This is a genomic window from Chitinophaga sp. S165 (assembly GCF_003182155.1).
GTDB lineage: Bacteria > Bacteroidota > Bacteroidia > Chitinophagales > Chitinophagaceae > Chitinophaga.
Map to the genome: position 1 here is coordinate 1,049,457 of NZ_QGTG01000001.1, position 20,675 is coordinate 1,070,131.

A 20,675-nucleotide genomic window follows, 5' to 3' on the forward strand; every position below is an offset into this window, starting at 1 on the left:
GAAAATGAAACGATATCATACAAACAAAATATACCTGCTGGCATGCTTCGTGGTATTGCTGGCATGCAGTAAAAAGCCTACTGACTACCGCGATTTCCTGGAAGGTGAAGAACTGGTATATCCAGGTGCAGTATCTGATGCAAAAGTACTACCAGGCAATAACCGCCTGCAGTTGATATGGCATCCCAGCCCCGATCCCAGTGTTGTTAAATACACCGTGTTCTGGAATAACAAGGCTGATTCCCTTACCATCAATTCTACTACGCACAATGCTACGGATACGGTGAAATGTACTATTACCGGCCTGTCGGAATATGTATACTCTTTCACTATCTATTCGTATGATGCAAAAGGTAACAGGTCGGTAGCCACGGAGATCAGCAATGCGCGGGTATATGGTACGGTATATAATGCAACGCTCAACAACAGGTTGAGCGACCCGGTGAATCCTTACACTATCAATGAAGATAGTTCCGTCATCATCCGGTTTGCCACACCAGATACGATCAACATTAACACTGCCCTGCAATACACCAAAAAGAACGGTGAGGTGGCGCAGTTGTCATTAGCGCCTGATGAAGACTTCCTCACGCTGACAGACTATAAATTTGGTACGCCTGTAGTATACAAGTCATCCTACATTCCTGTAGCATCAGCACTGGATACATTTTATACCTTGCAAAATGATACATTTCCTACTATCTTCAGGCTGATACAATGTGACAAAAGCCTTTTCGCGGAGCATGACCTTTGGGGAGATATGGGCATCTATCAGTCTGATACACGGGTAAGTAGATTGTGGGATGGATCAGTTGGTCCGCAGGGTTACCCAAACATCTTCCACGCTGACGACCATGCTACAATGCCGAGAGTGCTTAGCTTTGATATGGGTAAGGTATATAACAACCTGGGAGCGATAGAAGAAACCGGCAGGGATTGTTGTAATAATCCTGACCAGTTCGAAGTATGGGGCATTGACGACCTCACGGATGCGGTGCCGGAAATGAATTCCGATGATGGAGGCTGGAAGGCTGCGATGCAGGCAAAGGGTTGGACATTGCTGAAAGAAGTTATAAGAACGGACGATGGCAAAGCTGCTTATAAAGTTCCGCTGATGGACAATCCTCCACCGGTACGTTACATTCGTATCAGGGTATTGCACAACGTCAATGGAGAAAGCCGTTATACGAATTTGTCAGAGCTCACGTTCTGGAATAAAGAATAATTAACACAAGTTACAGGTCTAATGATGTTTTTAAGAAGAAGAATTATTACTACGATCATCATGGTATTTCCGGTATTGCTTTGCACTGCGCAAAGCAATACCCTGGAATTGAAGTATGACAAACCAGCTCAGACATGGGAAGAAACCATTCCCCTCGGTAATGGCCGTTTAGGTATGATGCCTGATGGCGGTATCACGACCGAAAAGATCGTCCTGAACGATATCACGCTCTGGTCGGGCGCACCGCAGGACGCCAACAATTACGAAGCGTATAAACAGCTGCCCCGTATCAGGCAATTACTAAAGGAAGGCAGGAATGATGAAGCGCAGGCATTGATGGACAAAGATTTCATCTGCACAGGTAAAGGCTCAGGCAGTGTACCTTTTGGCTGTTACCAGGTGTTAGGAGAATTGCAGCTACAGTTCGAAGGAGCTGGTGCTGGCACTCCGGAGCAATATGAGAGAAAACTCTCCCTACAACAGGCCATTGCCACCAGCAGCTATAAAGTAGATGGTGTTACTTACCGCCGCGAATATTTTACCAGTTATGGAGATGACCTGGGGATGATCAGGCTTACATCAAGTCAGCCGGGAAAACTTAGTTGTCGCGTGACGATGAGCCGCCAGGAAAGATCATCTACCCGTACTACCGGCAATGCACTTGAACTATATGGTCAGCTGGACAACGGTACTGACGGCAAGGGTATGCAATACCAGGCCACTGTGAAAGCCAGTACGAAAGGTGGCAGCATCAACACAGACGGGAATGCCCTGGTCATCAAAGATGCCACAGAGATCATCCTCTACGTTTCTATGGGTACTGATTTCAGAAACCCTGACTTCAAAAAGAAGATCAGCCAGACGTTGGCATCCGCTATGAAAAAGGATTATACTATCCAGCGGAAACAGCATATCGCTAATTACAGCAAACTGTTTAACAGGGTGCAGTTAAGCCTGGGAAAAGGCAGTGCCAGTACCCTGCCGACAGACAAGCGCCTGGCTGCTTTCTATAACAACTCGGCGGCCGACAATGAATTGCCTGTGCTCTTTTACCAGTTTGGCCGTTACCTGCTGATATCCAGCACAAGGCCAGGTTTGCTGCCACCTAATTTACAAGGTCTCTGGGCTAATCAGATCCAGACGCCCTGGAATGGCGACTATCACCTTGACGTGAATGTGCAGATGAATCACTGGCCGGTAGAGGTGTCCAATCTTCCCGAACTGAACCTGCCTTTGGCTGATCTTGTAAAGGGAATGGTGGAACCAGGTAAAAGAACTGCCCGTGCCTATTATAACGCACCGGGATGGGTTGCACATGTTATCACTAATATCTGGGGCTTCACAGAACCTGGTGAAAGCGCTTCCTGGGGTGCTACAAAATCCGGCTCCGGATGGCTTTGTAATAATCTCTGGGAACATTACGCATTTACGAACGACAAAAAATACCTGGCAGATATCTATCCTGTCATCAAAGAATCTGCCGTGTTCTATAACAGCCTGCTGATCAAAGATGATAAAACAGGCTGGCTGGTGATGTCGCCTTCCTCCTCTCCCGAAAATACGTTCTATTTGCCTAATGGTAAACATGCCAGTATCTGTATCGGAGCTACGATCGATAACCAGATCGTCCGCGACCTGTTCAACAATGTGATCAGCGCTTCTGCTACACTTGGCAAAGACAGCGCCTTCAGAAAAGAACTGCAGGATAAGATCACATTGCTGCCACCTCCGGGCGTAATTGCCAAAGACGGCAGGATCATGGAATGGCTGGAGGATTATAAAGAAACTGATCCTCAACACAGACATCTTTCACATTTGTGGGGACTGTACCCAGCGTCTTTGATCACTGCGGAAAACACACCCGACCTGGCAGCTGCAGCTAAGAAATCGCTGGAGGTAAGGGGTGATGACGGCCCAAGCTGGACAATCGCCTATAAGCTATTGTTCTGGGCTAGGTTGCAGGATGGTAACCGCTCGTTCAAACTATTACGGGAACTGCTGAAACCAACTGCCAGAACGGACATCAACTATGGCGCAGGCGGAGGTGTATACCAGAATATGTTATCAGCCGGCCCGCCATTCCAGATAGATGGTAACTTCGGTGCGACTGCAGGCATCGCAGAAATGCTATTACAGAGCCATGCAGGGCTTATTAACCTCCTACCCTCCATACCAGATCAATGGAAGGCAGAAGGCGCCGTAAAAGGCTTAAAAGCACGCGGAAACTTCACCGTAGACTTTGCATGGAAGGATGGGAAAGTGATAAGCTACAAAATTACTTCGCCTACACCACGTAAAGTGAAGGTAAAGGTCAACGGTGTGACAAAAGAGATTTTCGCTGCTAAGAGCTGATCTTACTTTTAATACTTCAGGGAACCGTCTCATAAATAAATGAGGCGGTTTTTTGTTATATGGGGACATCTAATATCAGCTGTAAGTATGCTCTTCTAAAAGCCGGTTACATAGCGCCAAAATTTCATCAGGGGTCTTTTCCAAACCATGAATAGAAAAAATAACTTCCTCTTTCGCTTTGTCTGTAACGCAAAGATGATATTTCGGTATAGTATAGGATGTTGATCCCGTACCATCAGTGGGGCTCATTGTATATTCTTTGTAATAAATCACCAATCTGAACTCTTTTATATTTTCCCAGAGAAGCCGTTTTTCAGATCTGGCTGTGAACTTTTGCAAAAAGGCAAAGCTGTCATAGATACTTTTACTTGGAGATACTACCAACCCTTCATCTGATATCTTCAATGCGGCTTTTAATGGGATTTTAGTCGCAATAAAACTAATGAATGCAGGAAGAAGAAAACCTGCTGCTATTATGCCATATGCTATCATATCGTACTTATGCCTGGCTGTAAACATTGCATATAGAAACAATATAACTGGTATTGACACTCCCAATAAGCATCCGAGACTTGCTTCAATATTCGCGTCAGTAGATCTTTTTATGATGATGGGTTCCATTTGTAAACGGGGCACTTAAATGATTGCGCTCACAAATATATGGCACAACGCATTGATCAGCAAACCCCAGCCAACTACATAACAACTACCGGTTCTTAAAATGTGACTACAACATGTCTACACAACGTCAAAGAAGCCGCCTCTTTGTAATTTACAGGACGGCTTCTTTGGCATTCTTATTCAGGTGTCCCTTTTTGTATTGATCATTACAAAAATGGTCAAAAAAAACAGCTGATATTTATTAGTCATTTAATCCCTTACCCTCAAGGATCTGAGGCGTACATTTTTCAACCCTTGATTCGCGGGTTTTGGATTGTTTAGGTGCAGAGAAATGAAGAAGATAGGCTCTCTGCCGTCCTGGCGTTAATGCATCAAAAGCGGTTTTCAAAGAAGGGTTTTTATCCAGTTTCTTCTGAAACTCTTCAGCTACAGCAAACTCGGTGACCTTTTTAAATTTCACCTGCAGGCCGGCCTTTTCCACTTCTATGGCCTCATAAATATAGGATTTCAGAACAGGTGCTAATTTCACGATTTCTTTCACATTAGTGAAGCGTGTCTGGCGCGCTGCCTGTACATTCTCTGTCTGAATAACAAGGATATCATCAGCATCACTCAACAATACACCTTTGAAGAATAAAAACGCGCAGTACTCCTTGAATACATGTATCAAAACGATGTTGTTACCCTCGTGGGTGTAACAGGGACAACCCCATTTCAACTCTTCAGTCAATCCGCAACTAAGAGCGATCAGTCTCAATTGCTCTATTTCTTTCTGCCACTTCTCATTCTGATCAAAATAGAAATCAACTTTCGGGTTCATGTTATTCATGTTATTCTGTTTATTGATTAACTAAGATACATTTTCTTTCAGCCGGTCTGAAATACCAGGATGCAGCTGTTAGTACGACCAGCAATAGCGACGGGTATATTTCATTAAACGGATCTCCTACTATCATATGTGAAATGGCAGCTCCCGACATGGCAAAGAAAAAACCGGCGTAAGCCCATTCCTTTAGCAGCGGATATCTGGGTATAAGTACTGCGACCGCTCCCAAAAATTTCCAGATGGCTAAGATCGTGAGGATATAGACAGGATATCCCAACTTTGTGATCATATCGACTTCGTCCTTCCTTTGCATTAACTGTACTATGCCTGTCGATACCATTCCTAAAGCGAGCCACAGTGTTGCTATCCAATAAATGATTTTGTTCCTTTTTGTCATGGGATGTTATTTCACTTTTAATTGTCCTACGATTTTTTCTAAACGGTCATGCGCCATACTCATGCCTTTACCCATGCCGATCTTTATCATTCCATCCCTATGTTCAACCGATTCATACACGATATGGATATTCAGTCTGCTGGTATCTTCGCTTACTGCTATAAACTCCAGGAATTCAAGCTGGACGCCAAACGGTGCGTTTTCCATTTCAAATGTCCTCGTGATCTTTTTATTGGGACTAAACTCATGGAACACCCCATTGGCCTGAAATACAGGATTACCTTGTGGGTCTGAAGTTATGTAATGCCAGCTACCGTGCTTTTTATTTTCAAGTTTCTGCACCTTTGTTCCCATCCATTGCTCAACGATCTCCGCTTCTGCATAAGCTTTGAAGAGTAATTCCAGGGGCAGATCAAACTCTCTCGTTATTACCAGATCCTGTTTGCCCTCTTCGGCATTGACCTTTGTTTTTTGCTCCATAGTGTTATTGTTTAGGTTTATAGTTTTTCATAATAGATTCCAGTTTATTAAACCTGTCATCCCACATCTGGCGGAATGGTTCTATAAAATCTGCTATCTCTTTCATTTTCTGTGGGTTTAAATGGTAATAGATCTCCCGTCCGTTCTGTTCCTGTTTCAGCAACTCACATTCGGTCAGTATTGCCAGATGTTTTGACACCGTCGGCCTCGCCGTATCAAAGTTTGCAGCTATCGCTCCTGCTGTCATTGACTGCGATGCTACGAGGACCAGTATGGCCCTCCTGGTAGGATCTGCTATAGCCTGAAATACATCTCTTCTTAAATTCATTGCGTAGCTATTTGACTACAAATATACATGTAGCTATTTAGCTACACAAATGTTTTATCAATTTTCTTATCATGTAATGGGGTAAATGTGCTTTATCTATTCTTTCTGCCAGTTTAGTTGTTGCTTCCCGAAGACAAAGACACCTCTAGTTTAATGTATAATCTAATTTAAAATCAATCATCTATAAAAAAACTTTGTTTTAGTAATGGCCTGAAAGGCTTGCTAGTAGTGCCTTATAAGGTATATAACCCGTATATAACCCGTATATGCCCCGTATATAAGCCATATATAACCCATATTTAATAGATACGGATTATATACGGGTTATATATGGGTTGTATATAGATCAAATACAGGTTACAGTAAGCAAATGTCTATAGTAGCACACCTTTTAGGTTATTTTGGGACGCCGGAATCAGGACTAAAGACCTGGTTTCGATCCCGGCCAGGAGCGAAATAAGAGGTAAGAGCTGTTTGGGGAGAGGAACATTGGGAGAGGGAGGGACGGATTCCGGGAAGAAAATTCTAAGGGGAGACGGGGGATGACAGGATAGAGAATTATCTATAACGTAAAGTCTGCTATTCTACGTTTCCATTGCAGACTTAAGACTAATAAAAATTGCAGTTTCGTTTGGTATCTCTCAAATTGGATCTGATGCACTTAACGGTTTTCCTTTCAAAATTTCCCTTTGCACCTTAATCCAAATATTTTGAAACTGTTTCTCCAGGTTTCCGTTGCCAGAAGTATCCTGATGTATCGTAAAATAATTTTTAAATCTATCAATGATATCGTCAATGGTCAGCTTATTAGAAAGCTTCTCGATTTGCCTGTATTCACGACGCAAATAAGATTCGTCTAGCGAAATAGTTTCCCATGCGCCAGATTTATAATAGAGAATAAATATTAATTCGCCTTCCAGGCCTCTCGTAGCATTTCGATGATGAAGAATGAAGTCCAGATATTCAAGGGGTGAATTTCGTGTGAAAGTTCTACCTTCTTCAGGGAGGCCTTCAAAAGGATCTACAACAATAACAACTTGTTTTGAGGGATCGAATGTATTCTCCTGAATCAAACGTCCATTTTTATAGGGATCACTCCTTTCGAATCCTGGCCATTTAACCCGATCAATATCTTCGATATCATACAATTCGAGCTCCGATTGATAAAGTATTTCCCTTAGTCTATCCCATTCAGCCCCGCCAATTCCAGCAACACCTACAAATAAAACTTCCTTGCCTGTAATTCCAGGCCAGATCAGCCGATTAATATTTACAGCGTATTTTGATAAATCCCTAAAATCGATATATTGTAAATCCGCTAGAAATCCTGGCAATTCTACGTTTCCGAATAGAATTGGAATCAATTGCACCCCTTCCGAAGTCGCCAAAGATAATGCTCGTGCTCTCTCCCGACGTACCCAGCCTGAATTTACACTTTCTGGAGTAATTACTATTACTACTGTTTTGCTTGTCTCCAATCCATTCTCCAACGCTTCAACAAATAGATCCCCTGGCCTTATCTCATCTTTGTCCAACCATACCTTTATACCACGCAATTGAAGATCACGCTTAAGCCGCTGGACAAAATCATTATCCTGACTTTTATACGAAAGAAAAACGTCAAATTTTTTCCTGTTAGAATTCATTTTCCCTTTGATTTAGAGTGACACTTGGAAGTATGGCAGATGGAGCACTAAAGAAGTTGGTCAATACAAAAATATGAGTTAAAGGTGCTTTAATTAATATTAAATAACAATACCAAGTAGTTTGTATTTTTTGATATCGGATTTAATCTGTAAGGCATATCCAACAAAGACATAACAGCAATGTTGCGGTTTAGATGTCACTCTGTAAAATGCAAAAAGCCATTAAACATAGCAATCACTATGTTTAATGGCTTCTTATTCTGAATCAATCAGTTTTATCAGATAGTCTGGGTATCGGCGAGTTGCCGGGATTTTCTGGATCTCATGTAAACTACCAGACATGTAAAGGCCACGATAAGGATAATAGGCAGCACTAAAGTCACCTGTAATACGTCAGGGCCTGCAAGGTTCTTTGCCTCGTTTAGCGCCGCTGCTTCAGGAGTCCCCTCGGCGGCAGCCACATAAGCATCCAGGTTAGAACCTGCAGGAAGATGCTTAACTACCAAACCGTCATAAAATCCGCCCATAAACATAGTATATATCGATACCGCGAACATACCAGCGCCTCCCATCAGGTTAAGCCCCAGTGCTCCGGACTGCGGGATGTTCTCGGCAACAAAACCGATCATCGTTGGCCAGAAGTAACATACGCCGATGCCGAAGATCAGGGCTGCAACGAACACAGAGCTTCCCGTAAATGTGCTCAGCATATAAAGCCCTATAGCGGCGAAAATGGCAGAAAACAGGAGAACTCCCTGTGGTGCCAGCTTTTTAACGATCGGCTTCGCAAAGGCCCGGCCAACGACCATAATACCAGTAGTTAATGTCAGCAGCAGCAACGCATTATCGGTTACGTTCTTCAGCAGCAAGCCTATCCACTGTCCGGTGAAAAGTTCAGTGATCGCCGTCATGAACATGCAAATGAGCATAAAGATGAACAGTGGCGTAAGGATTGCCTTGTACATGTCACCCTCCGAATAACCGGATGAAACCCTTTCTGTGAGCGGAAAATCAAGCCTCGAAAACAAAAAGCCATAGATCAGGGTAGGGATCAGCATAGTAGCCACCTGCAACTGCCAACCCAGGTTTAGCTTGACAAACAAAGTAACCACCAATGTGCCGATCACGATACCTCCAGGAAACCAAAGGTGAAAATAGTTCAGCCTTGTTGTCTTTTCATTAGGGTAAAGTGCCGCCACCAATGGATTACAGGCCGCTTCTACCGTACCGTTGGCAATACCGATCAGCAACGTGGAGAAAAACAGCGTCCAGTACCCCTGTGCGAAAATAGTGAGTGCAATACCCGCAAGGTGAAAAACAAAAGCGATGATCAACAGGCGTTTCATGCCGATGATATCGACTATAACACCGCCGATGACCATAGCCAGTGGGAAACCCCAGAAAGCGGTAGCCGTAATGCTCGCCAGCTGAGTGGCGCTAAGTTGGAAATCAATCCCCAATTGATTCATCATCCCCGCGCGGATACCGAAGGAAAGTGAGGTTACTAACAATGCCAGGCAGCTTGCCCAGAATAATTTACTGGTTTGAATGTTCTTCATATACGTGGTTTTGGACTTGAGAAATTTAAAGGTTTCATATCCCGTTGTTTCCTTCGCGATGCACTTCCCCTATCTTAGGGACTGATGCCATATCCATTTCCTATCCTATGTTTCATCACAGGGACTTGCTAGCTGTTCGCCGGTATATTTGGGGGATGTCTTCTTATAATGTTGACACTAAGCGTTCGCACCGGATTAAATTACAAAAAAAAAGTTCGAACTTTTCCCATTTTTCTTGATGAGAAAAGCACAACATCATAGTTATGATAAATATAATGTATTTCTGGGAATTTATGCAGGTATCACAATATCTACAGTTATTTGAATAGTTTATCAAAAAAAGGAGTATGCCTTTTCTCAACCGCCTGAATTAGTTGGCTAAACCTAAGTACTTCAATGTGCATATTTAGATCAGGGTAAATTTTATAAAAAGTCCCAAATGGAGTCTTTCTGTATCCTTTCCCAATATTATACACCTCTAGCTGTTCAGGAATTATATCAACAATGACATATCCGAATTTTGGCGTTTCCTTTCTCACCACAACCTGGCTCCCTCTATAGTTCTTCTTTGAGTTGCCATATAAAAAGTCATCAAAATATCCTTCGATCAATTCTGAAAACTCCCATCTATAATCAGCCTTATTTTTCTGATGAGCAATTTCGCCTGGGCGTTTAAATTCAAATACGACCATTGAGGAAATCTCTCCGGATTGTTCAGGTGCAAAACTTATAGGATTATCGAACATAGGTGGACGATCTATCATTAATAAGTCCGGCTCCTTTCTGCTTCTATTCTGAGAAATAGAAGTGATCGGTTTATCTGAAGCGATGAATGTGTACGTTGCAAAACGTTCATCCAACAGCCATAAATTATGAGAATCATAAGTAATTTCCCTATCGGTTACACCCATGGGGAATATAAGGTTATGTATATCTTCCTCCAGTTTGTACTTTCCGTTCTGATCCGCTTCAAGAAAACGACTAAACAAATCAATTATAGCCTTTCTCCTTATCATATATTCGGAAAGATTATCAGCATCATAAGCCGTCTTTTCTACCAGCTCTTTTTTTATTGCCTCAATATTTTCTCGATTAACTTCTCCTCTGTCTATGAACCTTTGAATTTTCAGATCAATACTCTTTTTCTCATTAAAGGAAATTTTATAAAGGGCTTCTTCCTTTTTATCATCTGTAAGATTAGGCGGAATTAAGCTTAAAATATCTTCTCTACCAATATATCTCCGATAACGGGGCGCCTTTGAAGAAATATAGTCTTTCAATTCCTTTATATTTCTATCTTGCATTGCCTTAACAAAGTCATCATATTCATTAGCCAACAAATCTGCAAGTGCCTTTTCTATATTATCGAAACAGAGTTCTGAAGTGATTTCTTCAAGATTAAGCAGGCCATTTTCACGTTGTTGTGGAATAGTAAAACCGTTTCTTGCGTGGTAGACCTTTTTATTTAAATACTCTGACACCACATAAACATCCAAATAATACCCCTTACCACTTTCAATTAACGGATAACTAAAGATACTATTCACCCTTCCAATACTCCTACCTAGTCCAACTACGCGAGAGTTTGCACAATAATGTATATAGTGATTCTTTCTATTATTGACCTTTTCAGTTTTCGTTATATAACACTTGAAAGACTCATTCCCAACTGTGAAATTACGCTCTCTGTCTTTTGACACCTGCCTATAAAGATCGTTAACTAAAGCGATCTCACCATTTTCAAGATCCAATACCTCAATTAATGGAAGATCATCACATAAATAATATATAAGGCAATGACGCATGATCTCTTCCGCAATTTTTGATACTGAAAGTGCGGTTTGCTTTTTTATAGTTTCATTGTAGCACGAGGAAAGTTCGACGATAGTTTTTCTAATGGATTCTTCACTTTCTTTAACATCTATTATTGTTACCTCATTAATTGGATCAAACTTGAACTCTATATATTTCCATATATCGCCATCCTTATATGTACTTGAAATATTGATTTCCTCAAATGCCGCAAGAACGGTGAACCTACCAATCCCCTTACAGCCAAAAGCCTTATTATGCCGCGAATAAGCCGTTTGATAGGACTTGAAATTTATATCTGTAAATCCATTTCCATTATCTATGACTTTCAAAGATTGTATAGTCCTTGTATTGGAAATGATATTGTTTTGCGGAAATTCTCCACGTATAACTTGAACTTGAATCTTCTTCTCGTCCTTATTAAGATCTTTTGTTTGTTTCAGGCTTACAATGGCATTGGCCACCGTTTCAAACAATGGCAACAGAGCATCAGTTGGTTTAAGATCAACTTCGCCAACAATATTTTGAACAGGCAAATCCATAAAGTAATTATTGTAAGATATAACTGTACACTCTAAAAATACTAATTTTTTTAGTAATCAAAAACAAATTTGATTTTAGCACTCTATCAACATTAAATCTTACTCTTGCATTATAGTCCTAATCCCATAAGATTTTCCCATCTCAGTATCGGGCTGTTAAATTTGATATTCAACTTCGCAGAGAATTAGGCAATGTTAAGCAATTTAATACCCTTTTATAGTTGCCCTCCCCGCCGAACGGTAACACCTACACTGATATTGTCAGAGACGCTGATTCACTTCTCAGTAAACTTCAATTAGCCAGGCAAACAGAATATAAGTGTTCGCATAGCTACCGTCTGAATCTCCTAATTTATCTTTTGTCTAAGCGTATTAGCCGCAATAAACCAGATAAGCAGCATCGGGAATATGATCATAAAAGAAAGTTGCGGCAGAGAATGTATCAGGGTAGACATCTGTCCCATCGTCGCCGATACCAGGAATAAATAAACGAGAAGAATACCACTTCCTAATAAACCATGTATTATGCCTACTTTGACATAAGGATTCCCCCTTTCAATTTCTCCGATTGCCCGCTTGCCTAAAAAATAAGAGGAACCGAACAACAGCGCAAAAAAGCTCAATACCAAAGGGTTCAATTGAGCCTGAACATAAAATAGTATGCCATTAGCAAAATCACCTCTGCTTTCTGCAACCAGCCAGATCAATTCAATAAGGATCACTGCATACAATGTTATTTTACATACTTGTTTCCCTGCTTCGTGTCGGTTCATATTAATTTAAGTTAAAATATTGTGAAGGGTACAAGATAAGCATTGCGATACATACTTTCTTTAAAGAAATGTTAACTTCGTCGCTTTATAAAAAAAGACTTATGCTATCCTTCCAGCAAGCCAGGGACATTGCCGCTAAAATTGTTGAACAGCCTGGTTCTTCCAGCCGTCATGATATAATAATTATAGATGATCATATTATTGAAACACCCTACGCATGGGTATTTCCGTATAATACAAGGGGGGGCACTGGAAGGAGATATTTATTGCGCATTAGGCGGCAATTCGCCAGTTTTTGTAGATAAAAAAGACGGGGCAGTTTTAAGCAATGCTACTAACCAAGAACGGGATAAAGGTGGAAGTTCTATTGGCAGATTGAAATTCACAGATACTCCTCTCTTTTATTTAATTTATTGTCGCACTTAGAATACAATCAACAACATTTTTAGCACTACAATTATTAAGCCCTGCTCCCCAGCAAGCATTAAATTCTAACACGAACCAACCTGTCTGTTCATTATACGCAATATCAACGACAACAACATCCGGTAGGTAATCCTGATTAGAAGCTATAAAACCTGTCAGGAACCTACGCCCCTCTTCCAGGTCTGCAACTCCTTCGTAAAAAGCCAGATCGTTTATATTGCCTTTCATAATGAATGCTCTTGCTTCAGCCTGTATAGGATGAATAACTGATGAAACAAGGATTTCCTCATCTAAAGATAAGCCCTGTACTAGGTTCGCAAATGCATCCCGTGTTTCGAAAACACCTGCGGTAAATATTTTCGGGATTACCGGCTTTATAAAAACAGGAAAATCCTCTTCAACCAGTTCTCCAATAGTCATCAATTGAATATTTCTCCTGGTCCACTTTGGCTCCAGTCTGGCTATCAGTGTATCATCTGGCGATAGCAACTCCACGTTATATATCTGCGCTAATACGAATGCAAAGGTTTGATTCCCATATATAGCGATCTTATTGTTCGCCAGCTCATCGTCCCTGACCCAATATTTGCCTAAGCGCCTGACTTCTCCACCCATGCCCGTCCATGTTGCACAAACATCTTCAAATTCAACATCAGTCTTTTCGGGAATGAGAAGTATGGTTTTAATAATGGACATTACTGTATACTTTATTAATGAGATAGAATATATACGCGATCAGGACAAAAACAAATACCCCTTATCCCTACTCCCCTGCCTCCTTATCCAGCGAGTCCTTGTCACTCCCCTTCTTCAATCTTACTTGCGGATTCGTCTGTGTCCCCGTTACACTGAACGGCACTCCCCAGATCCCCAAAGGCGGCAGTCCAATACGGCCCTTCAGGTTCAGCCGGCCGTTAAAACTTACCTGCCCTTCAAAGCGGGGACGGAAACCGGCAATACGCATCTTTGTGCGCTCTATCGTAATGATATTGTTACCTATAGTGGATTTGATGTCCACTTCGGACAGATTCGGATCTTTAATATTCCGCTTTGTGGTATTGCTGACAGCATTAAATAATTTGAACCCTTTCAGTTTTATTTTCTTCAGTGATAATACCCCTTCACCTTTCAAAGAAGGATAGTTCAGGCGCATATTCTCCCCAAACTTACCACTGATGCGGTAATCCAGTCCGACGATACCGCTTGCGGAACCCGCAGAAGATACCATATCATGAAACAACCTGATCTCATTATAAGCACGTTTGATGTCAAACTCCCGTGCATTAATATGGTAGTCGAATGTGGCGCTCTCTTCGTTCTGGCTGGTGTATTGCCCTTCCATTTCAACAGGGGCGCCAATGATATCGAAGCCTGTTTTACTCAATTGCAGACTGCCGTTGTCCATCTGTAACTGTCCGCGGAAATGTTGCAGATCTATCCCCCGGAAATCAACTTTACCCGCTGACGCATTCAGCGTCAGTGAGAGGTTATCGGGTATCACAACAACACCGGAAGCTCCGGGTTCATCACTGCTATAAGCGTTACTATTGGAAGACACCAGTTCGTCTACCAGGATATAGTTGCTCTTCAGATTAAAAGCTCCTTGCAAACGTTGGCCCTTCTGCGTAGCATAGCTGATGAGGTTATATAAATGACCATCCAGATGAAGGTCTGACTTACCATAATGTGCGTCGAACTTGTCGAACCACATTTTATCTTCTTCAAAACGGAAAACGCCATTATTGATATAGAAAGGCAGCGGGAATGCTGTTGCTTTTAGTGAAACATCCCTGAGTGTCAGTGTTCCTTTGTTAAACAGTTTGTCGTACTGGCTGTTCATGGCATCACTCTTCGTACCCTGCAGGCTCAGATCAGCCTTTACATAACCTTTTGCGTCAAATCCTTCCCTGCCCAGTACCCGGTATATCTTACCAAGATCTATGATACCATTGGCAAGAATGTTATAGTGCAGATCATCGAAGTTATTCAGCGCAGCTTTGAGTGTAAAGGTCTGTCCTTCAAATTCAAATGATACCGGCTTTATATCAATCTTTAGGTCATGAAAACTACCGGCCGTGTCTGTCAGGGTAGCGTTCACATTGATCTTTTCAACAGGGTGTTTGTAGTACTTCGTTTGTACCATTCCGTTGTTCATATTGAGCGCAGCGGTTGTTACCGGGAATAGATTTCTTGCTGGTTGATAGATGCCCTGGCTCTGGATATTAATACTCAGATCACCGGTCATGTCAACGCCATCTAACGGATAGAACTTTTCAATGTCGGCCAGATGCAGCAGTCCCTTCAGACTACCGTCTACATGTGGCTCCTGTGCATTGTTCAACTGAAGATATCCCTTGAGATAGTTACCCAATACCTCTGCATTGAGCTTACTTACATCAACATGTACGTTGGCATAGTTGTTATCAGGGCAGGAAGCCTGTACATCAAAGCTAACATGACGGATAGACTCTTTCACATCCTTGAATTTCAGATATCCGTCACTGAGGCTGGATTTAAAATCAAATACAGGAATACTGCTGATCACTACGTCCGCTTCATGCCCGGGGCCATTATTCACTGTATACTGCGTATATCTGCCATCCGCCTGTAACTGCGCCAGCAATCGGCCTTTCAGGTCAAAGGCATCCCAGCCCATAGCTTGCGCCCATTTATCCATGTCCAGGTCAGCGCTCATTTTTGCATGGATGTCAGGCCTTGCCAGCCCGGTTACTTTGATATCAGAACTGAAATATCCTTTATCAAGCTTAAAGAATGCGGAGTCAACGTTGATGGTAAACCTTTCCGGATCCATTTCAGGGAGCTTTGCACGAAAATCAAGCCGTAAGCCTTCAATAGCAGAAGGCGCACCAGCGCTGGCAATCGTTCCCTCTCTTATTTTCATATGAAATGTGAGATCAGGCATCTTGTTAGTCTTCGCAATGTACTTCCCTATCAATGAAGCATTTACCTCTGCAGCTCCTTTGATGTCAGTATTTTCCATCCAGGTAGTGTACTTCGCCGGCAATGCGCTAAAGAGCGCCTCCAGGGTAGACTCACCGGAAGTAAGCTTGAAATCTATCTTATAGCCGTTCTTCAGGAAGCTGAATGCACCATTCAGCTTCATTGGCAGCTGATTGATTTTCAGATCATTCCTCTCGAAAACGAAGTTCAGCGACTTCGTATTGATACGCGTGATCAGGTTGCCATCCAGCTTTTTAGACTGTATGTAAGGCATGCCTCCGTACGACAAGTCAAATGAAGCAATGCTGATATGTGAGTACAGGTCAAACTGCGATTTATCCAGGTCGCCTTTCCCCGTGTAGTTCACCTCTTTAGCTTTTATCTGTAAAGCAAGGGATTTATCATTGTAGAAGATCTTACAATGTTCCAGCTGGATCTTTTCAATTTTTAATGATACGTTACTGCTATCGGCGTTTTTACCGGAGGAAGGAGAAGGCTGATATACGTTGTAATTGGGACGGCCTTCGGTATCCACCAATACGTGGATGTTCCCCTTTGTGAGATAGATCTTATCGACCCTGGTAGTACCTGAAAAAATACTTGCCAGGTTTACACCAAATGAGACTTCTCCGGCAGATACCAATGTATCCTGCTCGAAAGGAGATGATCCTTTCAGGCTGAAATCGTACAGCGTGAGCGTCAGTGAAGGAAAATGATTAAAGAAAGATAACCTTGCCTTTGAAAAATTGATCTCGCCTGTGATGTTCTGATTTGTCCAGCTTTTGATCCTATTTGAAACGGCCGCGGGAAACAGGAGCGGTAAAAGAAAAAGTATCAGTAACATTCCCCCGGCAGTTATTGAAGTAATCTTCAATGTCCGCCATGCGGTTCTCTTCATAGTAGCACTAAGCATAAGGTATAGGATCGTTTATTTGCACTCCATTTGGCGGCGCAAAGATAGACATTCCTACAAATGTTTAAAAAAAATAAGGTGTTAATTCTCCTTTTTAAACGGTGTGTTAAGTGGAGCATGGGCACTCACCGCGTAACCATCCTTACTAACGACCAGGTATAAGCGGTACAATTCGGGGGACTCGGGAATGGTCAGGTCAAGATCGGGACCTGTGCCGATAGAACGCATATAGATCGCATTACCCCAGCCATCTGTTTTGTAGAGGAACCATTCAAATGTCAGTTTATAGTTGATGGAGTTGCCAAGATGCCATTGTCCGTTATACACTAACGCATGATAGGTTAACACGTTTTCTGCATAAGTGATGCGGGCAGGACGTAATATCTTAATACCTGGTAACGGCGGGCCTGCCCTGTCGATATGCCAGAGGCGGGCCAGTTGTGAATAGGCTGGTTTATAGTGCCGCCTCAGATCAAGCAGTCCGTTGAAAGTAACTGCATTGCGGTTTTGCAAGTCCTGCCATGCGCTGATAAACAAAGGCTTATCCGTCCCCGATGTGATATATTGATTTACGCTCATCGCACTGGCAAACCAGGGGCCTCTCGTTTGAGGCAGGGTAATGGAACTCGTATCATCAGGAACTACCAGTCCCAGACAGGCAATTTCAGGCAGAGCGCCGGCAAATGTTTCCAGCGTAGCATTAATGGTTTCATCCAGCGGAACATCCAATGTTACAGGTCGTGAAGGATCCACTTCTTTGATCTGCCGCACCAGTTCCCGGAGCGAGGTTAAATAATCATCCTGATACCTCAGTAATGCTGGCTTCGTGTATCTTGAAGTTAAACCGGACCAGATATTATTTGCCAGATGCCAGCCAATAATACAGTTCTCACTCTTCCTTTTTCTGACTGTTGCTATCACTGACTTTGTAAAACTATTCCATTCTCTGTCAGCCGGGAAATTGCCGTCCACATCAGGCATCCAAAAGGCATATTGGACATGCATGTCCAGATCATTTGCCACAGCAAGAATATTGTGATCATATACACCAGGACCAAATCTTCTGATCGTGTTAATGCCTATTTGCCGCATTTCTTTCAGGTCTTTTTCTACCACCTTTCTAGTCAGCGTTTGCTGGTTCCTGAACCAGGGTATCCCTTTCACGTAAACTACTCCACGAATGCTATCCATTATATGCCCATGATCGCGGTTCCCACTGATTGTGTCAAACTGTATGAGTGGGCGGGTGATATCATCATCATTTTTCTGTAGCATGTGCATAGCCTGCAAGGACCTGGCAGGCTTTGACAACTTCCAGTCAAGTACGCCGCTGTCTTTCCTGCTCACCATGTTCACGTCATAACTGCTGTTGAAAAGCACAGCAGCTTTTATTTCGGGGAAGCTTGCCTTCATATCTGAAAATGCCTCCTGCAACCAGTGCTGCTGATTTCCTTCCTTCTTCAAAGAACCTAATTCGGCCACCATAACAGGTAAACCCGAACGGAATAACTGTTGCTGATGATAAGGTGTGTACAGTTCGTTAAAACTGTACCACTGTCCGTCGGGATGTTTACTGCCATAATTTAATATTGTTACACCCAGCCAGTCAACATAACCATTCCCCGGAAAATATTGCGTTATAGCTTCCGGTTTCCAGGGGTTCCATACCCAAATGACATTCCTCACACCTGCACGACTAAAATAATCATGCACATATCTCCAGGCATGTATATATTCTGCGGCTGTATTATGTCCACTGCCTGACCAGGGATAAGCCGGATTATCCGGTTCATGTCCGAACCTGATAAAGATAGGCCGTTTCAATGCCTTCACGCGGGCTGTAAACTTATTCAGATAATCATCAAAGCTTCCCTGACTAATGTGAAGCATCATTTTCCTTTCCCCGCTCAATGCTGTATCGGTACGGGTAACCCGGAACAAAGCTGCCCAGGGTTCCCAGGTGATCATGGGTATGGCGTCTGCGCTGTATATGGCATTCATCAGTGAATCATGCGGAAAACATTGCGGTGCGTCTCCCCAGGGTATATAACAGGAGATGATATCGAAGTGGTTATTCCCCATTTGATTGTACGAGTTGACTTCCTGCATGGATGTTATACCGGAAGCATCGGTGGGACTAAAAATGCCTGTCAGGAAGATAGGCTGCTTAACAGCCGGCTTACCTGCATAACTGGCTGGGGGCTTCGCATCTTCATAAACAAACCATACAGTAAGGCCGCAAACAATAAGCGTAAGCAGCAGCGCTGTTCGTCTCACCACTACGTATAAACTGTGCCGTAACTTCCATACAAGTCTTTTAAAGGCATAATAGTGATGATAGAACCACTCGGTTAGCGTAGCAGGCGGCAAGTGGGATATGCGCCCTCTCCAGATGCCTGCCAGTATATTGAACAACATGATCAGGCAGTTCAGAAAAGCAATACCTGCCATCACCAGGGAAAAAGGATTCCAGTCCCGCCATAGCCCGTACACAATAGCCAATGCAGAAATAAACAGCACGGCTGCATTGGGTATGAAAAGTTTCCAGTTGGTATCTTCCTTATCATCTTTCGGTGTGGGAATATAGGGCACTTTCCGGCGGATCAACGTATATATTAGTCCGACGATGTAGATCCACCAGGTACCGATCAGGAGCAAGCCACCTACCATATGAAACCCGCTCTCCTCTTCACCCATCACCCAACGCTGCACAAAATGCCTGATAAGAAGGGGGATGCAAACATAAGGAAGCCCGAGTATCGCAAATGACAACAGGTCGAGCTGAAAGGGAATAACTCCCAACACCAGCGACAATACCGGTACAATGAAATTGATCAGGCAGATAATTCCTACGAAATAATGGAATGGCAATGTACCGTAATGCAATTTCTGTCGCCAGGTAAAATGCCTGAACAATTGAGGATAGGCAGTTACCAGCAGTTCGAAAGTACCGCGCGACCATTTCAGCTGTTGTTTATAATAGGCTGACAGCGTTGATGGCACGAGTCCCAGTGTCAATACCTCCGGCACGTATACCGACGTCCATCCTTCGGCGTGCAACTGCATGGCGGTATGCATATCTTCCGCAAGCCCTGCTGCATGTCCGCCGATGCTATCCAGTGCGCTTCTACGGAATGTACAGTTAGCGCCAATAGCCTGCACGGTACCATATTTATGCATGGACATCATCATCGGACCATAGAACTGAAAGGTTTGCTGGGCAGCACCTTTCGCTATGATACTATCGCCGATGTTACTGTATGCCTGTACGATCTGTACAAACCCTATCCGGGGATCATCAAAATAAGGCACGACCCTCTCCAGAAAATCGGGTGTTGGTACATGGTCAGGGTCCAATACCACACAAAGCTCACCGGTGGCATATTGCAATGCGTTATTGATATTACCGGCTTTCGCATCCAAGCGGTTATTGCGGGTCACATGACGTACCCCTAAACGTTGGCAGACTTCTTTCAGGAACGGATCATTAGCCTCATCACAGAGGTAACTGGTATGCGGATAAGTAATGGCCTGCATTGCTTCGAGTGTCCTGATGACCATTTCATAAGGCTCACCGGCACAAAATGTTGTGAGGATATCTACCGTGGGCCGTGATGCGGATACCGGCCTGCCAGGAACAGTGATATAGAAATAATGGTACCACTCGTGCAATGTTTTCAGACAGGTGAAAATAACTGCTACCATCAGCAGCCAGTATAACGGAAGATTGCCCTTATTAACGGGACTAAAAAGGCAGTACAGGAGTACGCCCATACTGATTACTCCGGTGATGATCATAAACCGGAGGATAAAC

General features: G+C 43.0%; 14 protein-coding genes. 2 read left to right on the forward strand and 12 right to left on the reverse strand.

The window, feature by feature from the left end; genetic code table 11:
• Positions 1–4 precede the first annotated feature (4 nt).
• Together C7475_RS03820 and C7475_RS03825 are read left to right on the forward strand one after the other, a co-directional pair.
• Positions 5–1,225, forward strand: a complete 1,221-nt coding sequence (locus C7475_RS03820) for a DUF4998 domain-containing protein (RefSeq protein WP_110051232.1) — start codon at positions 5–7, stop codon at positions 1,223–1,225.
• Positions 1,226–1,246: 21 nt separating this feature from the next.
• Positions 1,247–3,577 carry a glycoside hydrolase N-terminal domain-containing protein gene (locus tag C7475_RS03825; protein ID WP_110051235.1) on the forward strand — a complete coding sequence of 777 codons (2,331 nt, stop codon included), beginning with the start codon at positions 1,247–1,249 and terminating at the stop codon, positions 3,575–3,577.
• Positions 3,578–3,652: 75 nt separating this feature from the next.
• Here C7475_RS03825 and C7475_RS03830 read toward each other — a convergent pair whose 3' ends face one another.
• The 12 genes from C7475_RS03830 to C7475_RS03885 all read right to left on the reverse strand — a co-directional run bounded on the left by C7475_RS03830 (position 3,653) and on the right by C7475_RS03885 (position 20,659).
• Positions 3,653–4,198, reverse strand: a complete 546-nt coding sequence (locus tag C7475_RS03830) for a hypothetical protein (RefSeq protein WP_110051237.1) — start codon at positions 4,196–4,198, stop codon at positions 3,653–3,655.
• A gap of 241 nt (positions 4,199–4,439) precedes the next feature.
• Positions 4,440–5,027 carry a YdeI family protein gene (locus tag C7475_RS03835; protein WP_233259756.1) on the reverse strand — a complete coding sequence of 196 codons (588 nt, stop codon included), beginning with the start codon at positions 5,025–5,027 and terminating at the stop codon, positions 4,440–4,442.
• A gap of 10 nt (positions 5,028–5,037) precedes the next feature.
• The gene (locus C7475_RS03840; RefSeq protein WP_110051239.1) at positions 5,038–5,421 is read right to left on the reverse strand and encodes a DoxX family protein; all 384 of its coding nucleotides are present in this window, start codon (positions 5,419–5,421) and stop codon (positions 5,038–5,040) included.
• 6 nt (positions 5,422–5,427) lie between these two features.
• A complete protein-coding gene (locus C7475_RS03845) occupies positions 5,428–5,901 on the reverse strand; it encodes an SRPBCC domain-containing protein (protein WP_110051241.1) in 474 nt (157 codons plus the stop codon).
• A 4-nt stretch (positions 5,902–5,905) separates the two neighbouring features.
• Positions 5,906–6,229, reverse strand: coding sequence for a helix-turn-helix transcriptional regulator (locus tag C7475_RS03850; protein WP_110051243.1), 324 nt, complete (start codon positions 6,227–6,229; stop codon positions 5,906–5,908).
• 641 nt (positions 6,230–6,870) lie between these two features.
• Entirely contained in the window at positions 6,871–7,875 is a 1,005-nt protein-coding gene (locus tag C7475_RS03855; RefSeq protein ID WP_110051245.1) for a toll/interleukin-1 receptor domain-containing protein, read from the reverse strand.
• 278 nt (positions 7,876–8,153) lie between these two features.
• Entirely contained in the window at positions 8,154–9,434 is a 1,281-nt protein-coding gene (locus tag C7475_RS03860) for a sugar MFS transporter (protein ID WP_110051248.1), read from the reverse strand.
• A 317-nt stretch (positions 9,435–9,751) separates the two neighbouring features.
• The gene (locus C7475_RS03865; protein ID WP_110051250.1) at positions 9,752–11,788 is read right to left on the reverse strand and encodes a hypothetical protein; all 2,037 of its coding nucleotides are present in this window, start codon (positions 11,786–11,788) and stop codon (positions 9,752–9,754) included.
• A 347-nt stretch (positions 11,789–12,135) separates the two neighbouring features.
• Positions 12,136–12,561, reverse strand: coding sequence for a hypothetical protein (locus C7475_RS03870; RefSeq protein ID WP_110051253.1), 426 nt, complete (start codon positions 12,559–12,561; stop codon positions 12,136–12,138).
• Positions 12,562–12,966: 405 nt separating this feature from the next.
• Complete coding sequence (locus tag C7475_RS03875) at positions 12,967–13,683, reverse strand: ATP-grasp domain-containing protein (protein ID WP_110051255.1); 717 nt, start codon at positions 13,681–13,683, stop codon at positions 12,967–12,969.
• 67 nt (positions 13,684–13,750) lie between these two features.
• Positions 13,751–16,861, reverse strand: a complete 3,111-nt coding sequence (locus C7475_RS03880) for an AsmA-like C-terminal region-containing protein (protein ID WP_110051258.1) — start codon at positions 16,859–16,861, stop codon at positions 13,751–13,753.
• An 81-nt stretch (positions 16,862–16,942) separates the two neighbouring features.
• Positions 16,943–20,659, reverse strand: a complete 3,717-nt coding sequence (locus C7475_RS03885; protein WP_199236166.1) for a glycosyltransferase — start codon at positions 20,657–20,659, stop codon at positions 16,943–16,945.
• Positions 20,660–20,675: the final 16 nt, after the last annotated feature.

Excerpts from the sequence above, each read along its gene's own strand:
- C7475_RS03875 (WP_110051255.1), bottom strand. The coding sequence starts at position 13,683 with ATGTCCATTATTAAAACCATACTTCTCATTCCCGAAAAGACTGATGTT.
- C7475_RS03850 (WP_110051243.1), bottom strand. The coding sequence starts at position 6,229 with ATGAATTTAAGAAGAGATGTATTTCAGGCTATAGCAGATCCTACCAGG.
- C7475_RS03880 (WP_110051258.1), bottom strand. The coding sequence starts at position 16,861 with ATGCTTAGTGCTACTATGAAGAGAACCGCATGGCGGACATTGAAGATT.
- C7475_RS03870 (WP_110051253.1), bottom strand. The coding sequence starts at position 12,561 with ATGAACCGACACGAAGCAGGGAAACAAGTATGTAAAATAACATTGTAT.
- C7475_RS03825 (WP_110051235.1), top strand. The coding sequence starts at position 1,247 with ATGATGTTTTTAAGAAGAAGAATTATTACTACGATCATCATGGTATTT.
- C7475_RS03845 (WP_110051241.1), bottom strand. The coding sequence starts at position 5,901 with ATGGAGCAAAAAACAAAGGTCAATGCCGAAGAGGGCAAACAGGATCTG.
- C7475_RS03865 (WP_110051250.1), bottom strand. The coding sequence starts at position 11,788 with ATGGATTTGCCTGTTCAAAATATTGTTGGCGAAGTTGATCTTAAACCA.
- C7475_RS03855 (WP_110051245.1), bottom strand. The coding sequence starts at position 7,875 with ATGAATTCTAACAGGAAAAAATTTGACGTTTTTCTTTCGTATAAAAGT.
- C7475_RS03830 (WP_110051237.1), bottom strand. The coding sequence starts at position 4,198 with ATGGAACCCATCATCATAAAAAGATCTACTGACGCGAATATTGAAGCA.
- C7475_RS03860 (WP_110051248.1), bottom strand. The coding sequence starts at position 9,434 with ATGAAGAACATTCAAACCAGTAAATTATTCTGGGCAAGCTGCCTGGCA.
- C7475_RS03835 (WP_233259756.1), bottom strand. The coding sequence starts at position 5,027 with ATGAATAACATGAACCCGAAAGTTGATTTCTATTTTGATCAGAATGAG.
- C7475_RS03820 (WP_110051232.1), top strand. The coding sequence starts at position 5 with ATGAAACGATATCATACAAACAAAATATACCTGCTGGCATGCTTCGTG.
- C7475_RS03885 (WP_199236166.1), bottom strand. The coding sequence starts at position 20,659 with ATGATCATCACCGGAGTAATCAGTATGGGCGTACTCCTGTACTGCCTT.
- C7475_RS03840 (WP_110051239.1), bottom strand. The coding sequence starts at position 5,421 with ATGACAAAAAGGAACAAAATCATTTATTGGATAGCAACACTGTGGCTC.